The 10,071-nt window shown below is 60.8% G+C and carries 10 protein-coding genes; 5 read left to right on the forward strand and 5 right to left on the reverse strand.

Translation table 11 applies throughout. The features are described 5' to 3' along the window. Positions 1-265: 265 nt before the first annotated feature. The 4 genes from CKW25_RS07845 to CKW25_RS07860 form a co-directional block, all read right to left on the reverse strand. On the reverse strand, positions 266-1,114 hold the full coding sequence (locus CKW25_RS07845) for a cache domain-containing protein (protein WP_095078609.1): 849 nt from the start codon (positions 1,112-1,114) through the stop codon (positions 266-268). 96 nt (positions 1,115-1,210) lie between these two features. Next, positions 1,211-2,047, reverse strand: coding sequence for an ATPase (locus tag CKW25_RS07850; protein ID WP_172736436.1), 837 nt, complete (start codon positions 2,045-2,047; stop codon positions 1,211-1,213). A 93-nt stretch (positions 2,048-2,140) separates the two neighbouring features. Next, entirely contained in the window at positions 2,141-3,145 is a 1,005-nt protein-coding gene (locus tag CKW25_RS07855; protein WP_095078610.1) for an NAD(P)-dependent oxidoreductase, read from the reverse strand. Between the two features lie 89 nt (positions 3,146-3,234). Further along, the gene (locus CKW25_RS07860) at positions 3,235-4,134 is read right to left on the reverse strand and encodes a LysR family transcriptional regulator ArgP (protein WP_095078611.1); all 900 of its coding nucleotides are present in this window, start codon (positions 4,132-4,134) and stop codon (positions 3,235-3,237) included. Between the two features lie 96 nt (positions 4,135-4,230). Between CKW25_RS07860 and CKW25_RS07865 the strand changes: the two genes are divergently transcribed. From CKW25_RS07865 to CKW25_RS07885, 5 genes are all read left to right on the forward strand, one after another. Then, positions 4,231-4,632: an ACT domain-containing protein gene (locus tag CKW25_RS07865; protein ID WP_095078612.1), complete on the forward strand. Its 402-nt coding sequence runs from the start codon at positions 4,231-4,233 to the stop codon at positions 4,630-4,632. 5 nt (positions 4,633-4,637) lie between these two features. Continuing rightward, positions 4,638-5,240 carry a LysE/ArgO family amino acid transporter gene (locus CKW25_RS07870; protein ID WP_095078613.1) on the forward strand — a complete coding sequence of 201 codons (603 nt, stop codon included), beginning with the start codon at positions 4,638-4,640 and terminating at the stop codon, positions 5,238-5,240. A 175-nt stretch (positions 5,241-5,415) separates the two neighbouring features. Next, on the forward strand, positions 5,416-6,012 hold the full coding sequence (locus tag CKW25_RS07875; RefSeq protein WP_095078614.1) for a superoxide dismutase: 597 nt from the start codon (positions 5,416-5,418) through the stop codon (positions 6,010-6,012). A gap of 331 nt (positions 6,013-6,343) precedes the next feature. After that, positions 6,344-8,395, forward strand: coding sequence for a bifunctional diguanylate cyclase/phosphodiesterase (locus tag CKW25_RS07880; RefSeq protein ID WP_095078615.1), 2,052 nt, complete (start codon positions 6,344-6,346; stop codon positions 8,393-8,395). Between the two features lie 150 nt (positions 8,396-8,545). Then, a complete protein-coding gene (locus CKW25_RS07885; protein ID WP_095078616.1) occupies positions 8,546-9,886 on the forward strand; it encodes an imelysin family protein in 1,341 nt (446 codons plus the stop codon). Between the two features lie 64 nt (positions 9,887-9,950). Here the strand turns inward: CKW25_RS07885 and CKW25_RS07890 are convergent. Beyond that, a partial coding sequence (locus CKW25_RS07890) for a transposase (protein ID WP_141228961.1) occupies positions 9,951-10,071 on the reverse strand: 121 nt, incomplete at its 5' end.

Genomic DNA, 10,071 nt, shown 5'->3' on the forward strand with positions numbered 1-10,071 from the left:
CACGGGGCAGGTGTTCGGCACTTCATCCCAGGTGATCAAGGCTGTTGCTCCCATAGGCCTGTGGCGAGGGAGCTTGCTCCCGCTGGCGTGCGTAGCGCGCCCTGACCAGGCGATGGCGGTCTTTCAGAACGACCTGGGTTACCGGTTTTGGGGCTGCTGTGCAGCCCAGCGCGAGCAAGCTCGCTCGCCACGGGGCAGGTGCCCGGCACGCCTCTGTGTGGCGGGAGCAAGACAGGCAATCATCCTTACAGGGATTGGCCTCGCTTCAAGGGCTGTAATACCCCACCGCCACCAGCCGGTTGCCGACCTTTTTCAGGTAGGCATGCTTGTCTTCCACCTTGCCGGTGACCGGGTTTTTCCAGCGGTAATCGTATTCGCCCTGATCCTGGCCGGCCATCAGCGCCAGGATCGGCTCGCCGACGGGTTGACCGTCCGGGTCCTGGATCCGGCCGAAATCGGTATTGATCAATCGCAGGTTGGTGCCATGGGCCAGGTAACGCTGGCTGTCGAGATCGACGACGAACACATAGAGGTCATCTTGCAGAAAGCCGCCCTGCAGCGAATTGATCGCCTTGATCGTGGCCTTTTCGTCCTTGCCCAGGTCCGCGGCGGTCTTGTCGAGCAACGCTTTGGCCTGCTCAGCCGAAGCCCGCGGCAAGTAGTAGCCGACCGCCAGGATCCGCTGGCCGATGCGCTGGTAGAACACATGCTTGCGCTCAACCCTGCCGTCAGACCAGTTCTGCCAACGGTAATCGGCCTGCTGAATGCCGTTCCCCTCAGGCACCAGCAAGGCGTTCTTGAAGGCCTTCTGCAAATCCGGCCCCAGCACCTCGGACACGTCCCGCCCGATCAGTGCCGAGGATGGCCCGCCACTGGCGAGCATGATGCCGTTGGTATCGACCACAAAGACATACATGTCCTTGACCACGAATTCGCCCTGGCGACTGAACGCAGCAAACGCCTTGTCGCCATTGTCGTGGTAATAGGCCAGGGCTTGTTCCAGCAGGGCCAGCGCGGCCTTGTCTTGCGCCTCCGCCTTCCCGGCCGCCTGGGCCTGCCCCAGGCACGCCACCAGCAGCCAGCCCAGCAAGGCGATCTTTTGCGCAAACCTCATTGTGCGTCCCTCGTTCTTGTTGATATTTCAAGAGCGTAGACGGCTTGAGGCTAAGTACGACTGTTCAGGACAACCCAGGCACGCGCTGGCCAGGCGTCACGGTCGCGCGCTGATTTGCTGCTGCAGGTTCCTGATCTGGCTCTGCAAGGTCGTGATATTGCGCGTGACCTGGCCACGGAAGGCATCGAACTCGGCGACATTGGCACCACCTTGAGGCGTCGGGCGGTTGTCCTGCTGGCTTTTGAGCACGATCAAGTCTTGCTCCAGGCGCTCGATGGCCGCGCCCGGATTGCCTTGTTTCTTCAAGGTCGCGATGTCGGCACTGAGACTCTTGAGCTCAGTCTCGACTTTGCTGGTGTCGGCCGGCGTGTTCTTGAGTGTCGCCACGTCAGCAGTCAGGACCTTGAGCTCGCTTTGCAGCTGAGTATTGACGCCACGCTGCTCGGCGCTCTGGGCGACGATCTGCGCCAGGCGCTTGTCCAGGTCCGTCGCCTGCCCCACCACGCCTTGCTGTTGTTGGCCCTGCTCCAGCAACTTGCTTTCCAGCTGCCTGATTTGCAGCTTGAGCGCTTCGCTGTCGTTGGTGACATGGGACTGGCTGGCAACGACCTTGCCGGAAATGTCCTGCAAACGCCCGGCCGCGTCCTCACTGATCCGAGCGAAGCTTTCCTGGGTGGCCACCAGTTGCTGCTCCATCAGCGAAATCTGCTGGAAGCTCCACCAGGCAAGGCCAATGAAAGCGAAGAACAACGCACCGACCAACGCCCACAACGGTCCGGTACTCGGCCCCTTGGCCTGCGGCACCGGCCGCGAATGCACGCTGGTGCGCTCGCGGGCAGCGGCCGTGCTCGGGAAGTCGTCGTGATCGAAGCTGTCCGCGCGCAGGCTCGGTACATCATCGAAGTCGTCGTTGGCATCGTTACGCATGGACATGAGTCAACCTTTTTGAACCACAGTGATGGCTAAATGCGACGAGTATAAACCTTGAACCCGCCGCATTGATCGACCTCGAACCCTGGACTCGGTTCACCCCTGTCGTGTGCCGATGTCCTGGGCCTTCCACCAACCGCAGAATTCATCCAGTGCCGACCACAGGCTGACCTTGGGGTCGTAGTCCAGGTAATGCCGGGCGCGGCTGATGTCCAGGGTGAAGTTTTTGTGCATCACTTGCATGCCCAGGCAGGACAGCGTTGGCTCGGGACGCCCCGGCCAGAGCTTGCAAAACCCTTCGTTCAGCGCCGCGACACTGTTGGCCAGACCATAGGAACGGTAACGTGTCACCTGGGGGACTTCCATCTGACGCATCACGTAATTGACCACATCCCACAGCGGCACGGGCGTCCCGTTGCTGATGTTGTACACCTTGCCCAGCGCCGACCCGGTCGCCAGCAGGCAACTGAGCAGGGCGTCGTTGAGGTTCTGCACGCTGGTGAAGTCGACCTTGTTCAAACCATTGCCGATGATCGCCAGACGCCCCTTGCGCTGCATGTTCAACAGGCGCGGGAAGATGCTCATGTCGCCGGCCCCCGTGACGAATCGCGGGCGCAGCGCCAGTACTTCCAGGCCAAACTCCTGGGCCCCGAAGACCTTTTGCTCGGCCAGGTACTTGGTGGCGGCATACGGGTGCTTGAAGCGCTTGGGCACCTGTTCCTCGGTCAACCCCAGGTGATCGCGGCCATCGAAGTAGATGGATGGCGACGACAAGTGCACCAGGCGCCGGACGTTTTGCTTGAGGCAGGCCTCGACCACGTTTTCAGTGACCAGCACGTTGCCCTGGTGAAAGTCTTGATAACGCCCCCACAGCCCCACCGCTCCGGCGCAATGCACCACGGCATCGACATCCATGCACAGGTCGCGCACCAGTTGCGCGTCGGTGAGATCGCCCTGAACGAACTGTGCTCCGCGTCGAACCAGGTGTTCGACGCTTTCGGCCCGGCGCCCGTTGACCCGTACGTCCAGGCCTTGCTCCAGGGCGAACCGCGCAAAGCGCCCGCCAATGAAGCCGCTTGCGCCGGTGACCAGAATTTTCATTTATTGCTCCTACAGATGCAGTTACAAGCTTCAAGCGACAAGCTGTCGGTTAAAAACGGTGCGCAAGCGCTTCGCTTGCAGCTTGACGCTTACCGCGGCTCCAACGGCACCAGCCACTGTCGGGACAGGCGCACCAGATGTTCGGTGAGTAAGCCGAGCAGCTGGCCACCATTGCGCCAATGATGCCAGTACAGCGGCACATCGATGGGTTTATCTGCCAACAACTCGACCAGGACACCACGCTCAAGCTGCTCCCGAACCTGCAGTTCCGGCACCAGCCCCCATCCCAGGCCGGCTTCGGCCAGGCGGATAAAGCCTTCGGAAGACGGGCACAAATGGTGCTCGAAACCACCATCGACCCCCAATGACGCCAGGTAGCGGTGTTGCAGGAAATCGTCCGGGCCGAACACCAGCGCAGGGGTGCGGGCCAACTGGTCGGCCTTGACCCCGTCCGGGAAATGCCGGGCGATGAACGCCGGGCTGGCCAGGGCGCGATAACGCATCGCCCCCAACAATACACTGCGGGCCCCGGCCATCGGCCGCTCACTGGCGCACACGCACGCGGCCACTTCTCCGGCGCGCATGCGTTTGAGACCGACCGTCTGGTCCTCCACCACCAGGTCGAGCAACAGATGCTGCTCGGCGCAAAACTCCCCCACGGCTTCGGCCCACCAGGTCGCCAGGCTGTCGGCGTTGAGGGCGATACGCAAACGCTCGGGCAAGCCTTCTTCGTCAAGCGTCGGCACCAGGCTTTGCAGATCGCGCTCCAGCAAGCGCACTTGCTGCACATGGTTGAGCAAGCGCCGGCCGATCTCCGTGGGTGCCGGTGGCGTGGCCCGTACCAGCACCGGCTGGCCGACGCGGGCCTCAAGCAATTTAATGCGCTGGGAAATCGCCGATTGGGACAACCCCAGCACCTGTGCCGCGCGTTCGAACCCGGCCTGCTCGACCACGGCAGCAAGGGCGGACAGCAATTTATAGTCGAACATCAGTTTTCCTAATGAGCGATCAGCAATATTGGTTTTTCTTATACAGCCTGGAACAGGAGAATAGCCAGCAAGCACTCTTGGACAAGGATCAGCGTCATGGCTGGCGAAACCTCACTCGACACCCTGCTGCGCAGCATGAGCCCCCACCTCAACGACGGTGAATATGTGTTCTGCACGATTCGCGACGGCCGGTTGCCACAAGGCTGCGAGATTATCGGCAGCTTCCGGGAACAGGAAGGCCTGACCCTGATCCTGGAGCGATCCGAAGCCGAGAAGGCCGGCTTCAGCTTCGACTACCGGGCGGCATGGATCACCCTCAAGGTGCACTCGGCCCTTTCCGCCGTCGGCCTTACCGCCGCCTTTGCCTCTGCGCTGGGCAAGGCCGGCATCAGCTGCAACGTGATTGCCGGCTACTACCACGACCATTTGTTTGTCGGCCTGGCCGACGCTGAACGTGCCATGTCAGTGCTACGGCAACTGGCGGCAGACGCGGAGTAATTCCTATGTGGCAAAGCTATGTGAACGGCCTGTTGGTCGCTGCGGGGCTGATCATGGCGATCGGCACGCAAAACGCGTTCGTCCTGGCGCAGAGTCTGCGTCGCGAACATCACCTGCCGGTGGCCGCACTCTGCGTCACCTGCGATGCCCTGCTGGTCGCCGCCGGGGTATTCGGCCTGGCCACGGTGCTGGCCCAGAACCCGACCTTGCTGGCCTTTGCCCGCTGGGGTGGCGCGGCGTTCCTGCTGTGGTACGGCAGCCAGGCACTGCGTCGGGCTTTTTCCAGACAAAGCCTGCAACAAGGCGAGAACCAGACCGTTCGCTCATTACGTGCGGTGTTGCTCAGCGCCCTGGCGGTCACGCTGCTCAACCCCCATGTGTACCTGGATACGGTGCTGCTGATCGGCTCCCTCGGCGCACAACAGACCGAACCCGGTGCCTATGTCGTGGGAGCGGCGAGTGCATCGTTGCTGTGGTTCTTCACCCTGGCCCTCGGCGCGGCATGGCTGGCACCCTGGCTGGCACGCCCAAGTACCTGGCGGGTACTGGACCTGTTGGTGGCGGTGATGATGTACGCGGTAGCCTTTCAACTGATCATGGCCGGTTGATTGCTTCCGACAGCTCTGGAACCTCTATTCCACACAGTTGTTGCGTGGTTATGCCGCCCCCCCGGTGCTATGATCCGAGACCTGCGCCGCAAAGAGTACAAACTCCCCGGCGCTTGTCTGGCCGCCCGTGATCGGCCTTGCGCCCACCGCAACTGACCTGATTAGGAGAATCACCATGGCTTTCGAATTGCCGCCACTGCCTTACGCATACGACGCACTGCAGCCGCACATTTCCCAGGAAACCCTGGAATACCACCACGACAAGCACCACAACACCTATGTCGTGAACCTGAACAACCTGGTGCCAGGCACCGAGTTCGAAGGCAAGACCCTGGAAGAAATCGTCAAAACCTCTTCGGGTGGCATCTTCAACAACGCCGCTCAGGTCTGGAACCACACTTTCTACTGGAACTGCCTGGCGCCAAACGCTGGCGGCCAACCTACCGGCGCGCTGGCTGAAGCCATCAACGCGGCATTCGGTTCGTTCGACAAGTTCAAAGAAGAATTCACCAAGACTTCCGTCGGCACCTTCGGTTCCGGTTGGGGCTGGCTGGTGAAAAAAGCTGACGGTTCCCTGGCCCTGGCCAGCACCATCGGCGCCGGCAACCCGCTGACCAGCGGCGACACCCCGCTGCTGACCTGCGACGTCTGGGAACACGCTTACTACATCGACTACCGCAACGTTCGTCCAAAGTATGTCGAAGCGTTCTGGAACCTGGTCAACTGGAAGTTCGTGGCTGAGCAGTTCGAAGGCAAAACCTTCACCGCTTGAGTCGGCTTGCAGTGAAAAAACCCGGCATCGCCGGGTTTTTTTTATGCCCGGCCTCGGTGAACTCCCCCCGCAATCCGGCTGAAAACAAAGAGCACCTTGCCGCAATGCCACAGGCGTCTACCATCAATCAGATGGAAATAATCTCCCCCGCCCCTCAAGTTGCAGGAGGTGCCTACCGACACACTATCAATGGTCTCCAATTGCCAGCTGACAGGGCGATGCGGTCAAGCCAGCAGACAAAAGCGTTAAGATTGTCCCTTTGACTGCCATCACAGGATTGCCAATACTCATGGCAACTTGACGTTACCCGCATGGAACAAGGAATTACCCTTTGAAGCTGGAACTCAAAAACAGCTTGTCGGTGAAGTTGCTCCGGGTCGTGCTCTTGTCGGCATTGATCGTCGGTGTCGTTTTAAGCTGCGCACAGATTGTCTTCGATGCTTATAAAACCCGTCAGGCGGTGGCCTACGATGCCGACCGCATCCTCGACATGTTTCGCGACCCCTCGACCCAGGCGGTGTACAGCCTCGACCGTGAAATGGGCATGCAGGTCATCGAAGGCCTGTTCCAGGATGACGCGGTGCGCATGGCCTCCATCGGCCACCCCAATGAAACCATGCTCGCGGAAAAAAGCCGTGAACCGCAGCAGTCCGGCAGTCGCTGGCTGACTGACCTGATTCTGGGCAAGGAACGCACCTTCACCACCCCACTGGTAGGCCGTGGCCCCTACAGTGAGTATTACGGTGACCTGAGCATCACCCTTGACACCGCCACCTATGGCCAGGGGTTTATTGTCAGCTCCGTCATCATCTTCATTTCCGGTGTGCTCAGGGCAATGGCCATGGGGCTGGTGCTGTACCTGGTCTATCACTGGCTGTTGACCAAGCCGTTGTCGCGGATCATCGAGCACCTGACCAATATCAACCCCGACCGTCCCAGCGAACACAAGATTCCGTTGCTCAAGGGCCACGAGAAGAACGAACTGGGGCTCTGGATCAACACCGCCAACCAGTTGCTGGAATCCATCGAGCGCAATACCCATCTGCGCCACGAGGCCGAAAACAGCCTGCTGCGCATGGCCCAGTACGACTTCCTCACCGGCCTGCCGAACCGTCAGCAATTGCAGCAGCAACTGGACAAGATTCTGGTGGATGCCGGTCGCCTGCAGCGTCGGGTCGCGGTGATCTGCGTCGGCCTGGACGACTTCAAAGGCATCAACGAGCAGTTCAGCTACCAGACTGGCGACCAATTGCTGCTGGCCCTGGCCGATCGCCTGCGCGCCCACAGTGGCCGCCTCGGCGCCCTGGCTCGCCTCGGGGGGGATCAGTTCGCACTGGTTCAGGCTGACATCGAGCAGCCTTACGAAGCCGCCGAACTGGCACAAAGCATCCTTGACGACCTGGAAGTAGCCTTCGCCCTCGATCATCAGGAGATCCGCCTGCGTGCAACCATCGGCATCACCCTGTTCCCGGAAGATGGCGACAGCACCGAAAAGCTGCTGCAAAAAGCCGAACAGACCATGACCCTGGCCAAGACCCGTTCGCGCAACCGATATCAGTTCTACATCGCCAGCGTGGACAGCGAAATGCGCCGTCGCCGCGAACTGGAAAAAGACTTGCGTGACGCCCTCCGCCGCGAGCAGCTCTACCTGGTCTACCAGCCGCAGATCAGCTACCTCGATCACCGCGTCGTCGGCGTCGAAGCACTTATTCGCTGGCAACATCCCGAACATGGCCTGGTTCCACCGGACTTGTTCATTCCGCTGGCCGAGCAGAACGGCACCATCATCGCCATCGGCGAATGGGTGCTGGACCAGGCCTGCCGCCAGCTGCGCGAATGGCACGACCAGGGGTTCAGCGACCTGCGCATGGCGGTCAACCTGTCTACCGTGCAGTTGCACCACGCCGAACTGCCCCGGGTGGTCAACAACCTGCTGCAAATCTATCGCCTGCCGCCCCGTAGCCTGGAGCTGGAAGTCACCGAAACCGGCCTGATGGAAGACATCAGCACCGCGGCACAGCACCTGCTCAGCCTGCGCCGTTCCGGAGCCTTGATCGCCATCGACGACTTCGGCACCGGTTACTCCTCGCTCAGTTATCTCAAAAGCCTGCCGCTGGACAAGATCAAGATCGACAAGAGCTTCGTCCAGGACCTGCTGGACGACGATGACGACGCAACCATCGTCCGCGCCATCATCCAGCTGGGCAAAAGCCTGGGCATGCAGGTCATCGCCGAAGGCGTGGAGACCGCCGAACAAGAGGCGTACATCATCTCCGAGGGCTGCCACGAAGGTCAGGGTTACCACTACAGCAAACCGCTGCCGGCGCGCGAACTGAGTGCCTATCTCAAGCAGGCACAGCGCAGTAATGCCGCCATCCTGTGATGCGTCGGGGCCTGGCCCCACGCATTGACCTCCGTTAATAAGAAATATTTACAAGCACAGCCCTTTACACATAATGCGAAAGATTTGCATTATGTTGCGGTTTTGCGCACCCCGCGCCTGTCCATCATCTCCCGAAGCAGGATGTTCGCCATGATTCGTATGCCTCTGGCTACCGCCAGTTTGCTAGCCATCGCTATTTCCCTCGCCGGTTGCGGCGAAGGCAAAGACAAGGCGGCTGCACCCGCGCCTACTCCGGCCGCCAGCACCGCAGCGCCGGCTGCTGCAGCTACTGCCGGTAAAGTCGACGAAGCTGCTGGCAAAGCCGTTGTCGCGCATTACGCCGACATCGTCTACGCCGTCTACAGCGATGCCGAATCCACCGCGAAAACCTTGCAGACCGCGATCGACGCGTTCCTGGCCAAGCCGAACGCCGACACCCTCAAAGCCGCCAAGGCTGCCTGGGTAGCGGCACGCGTGCCTTACCTGCAGAGCGAAGTGTTCCGCTTCGGCAACACCATCATCGACGATTGGGAAGGACAGGTTAACGCCTGGCCACTGGACGAAGGCCTGATCGATTACGTCGACAAGACCTACGAGCACGCACTGGGCAACCCGGGCGCCAGCGCCAACATCATCGCCAACACCCAGGTGCAGGTCGGCGAAGACAAAGTCGACGTGAAAGACATCACCGCGGAAAAACTGGCCAGCCTGAACGAACTGGGCGGTTCCGAAGCCAACGTCGCTACCGGCTACCACGCCATCGAATTCCTGCTGTGGGGCCAGGACCTGAACGGTACCGGTCCGGGCGCCGGCAACCGTCCTGCATCCGACTACCTGGAAGGCAAAGGCGCTACCGGTGGCCACAACGAGCGTCGCCGTGCCTACCTCAAGGCCGTGACCCAACTGCTGGTCAGCGACCTGGAAGAAATGGTCGGCAACTGGAAGCCGAACGTGGCCGACAACTATCGCGCCACCCTGGAAGCCGAGCCTGTTGATACCGGCCTGCGCAAAATGCTCTTCGGCATGGGCAGCCTGTCGCTGGGCGAACTGGCGGGCGAGCGGATGAAAGTCTCCCTGGAAGCCAACTCTCCAGAAGACGAACAGGACTGCTTCAGCGACAACACCCATTACTCGCACTTCTACGATGCCAAAGGCGTTCGTAACGTGTACCTGGGCGAATACACCCGTGTCGATGGCAGCAAAATGACTGGCGCCAGCCTGTCGTCGCTGGTGGCCAAGGCCGACCCGGCTGCAGACGCCGCGCTCAAGGCCGACCTGGCCGCGACCGAAGCCAAGCTGCAGGTCATGGTTGACCACGCCACGAAGGGCGAGCACTACGACCAGTTGATCGCCGCCGGCAACACCGCTGGCAACCAGGTGGTGCGTGACGCCATCGCGGCCCTGGTCAAGCAGACCGGCTCGATCGAACAGGCCGCAGGCAAACTGGGCATCAGCGACCTCAACCCGGACAACGCTGATCACGAGTTCTGATCAACCCCGGTCAACACCGAGTCAAGAAAATGCCCCGATACGCTCGGGGCATTTTTTTGGTTCTTCACGGATTACCGGGAAAAACGCTCTTTATCTTCATGAAAAAGAATTCGCTATCCCGGTAACCGTACGCCATCCGCTTGATGACCTTGATTCGATTATTGATGCCTTCCAACTGCCCCGTG

This window comes from Pseudomonas sp. Irchel s3h17, from assembly GCF_900187505.1.
Lineage (GTDB): Bacteria > Pseudomonadota > Gammaproteobacteria > Pseudomonadales > Pseudomonadaceae > Aquipseudomonas.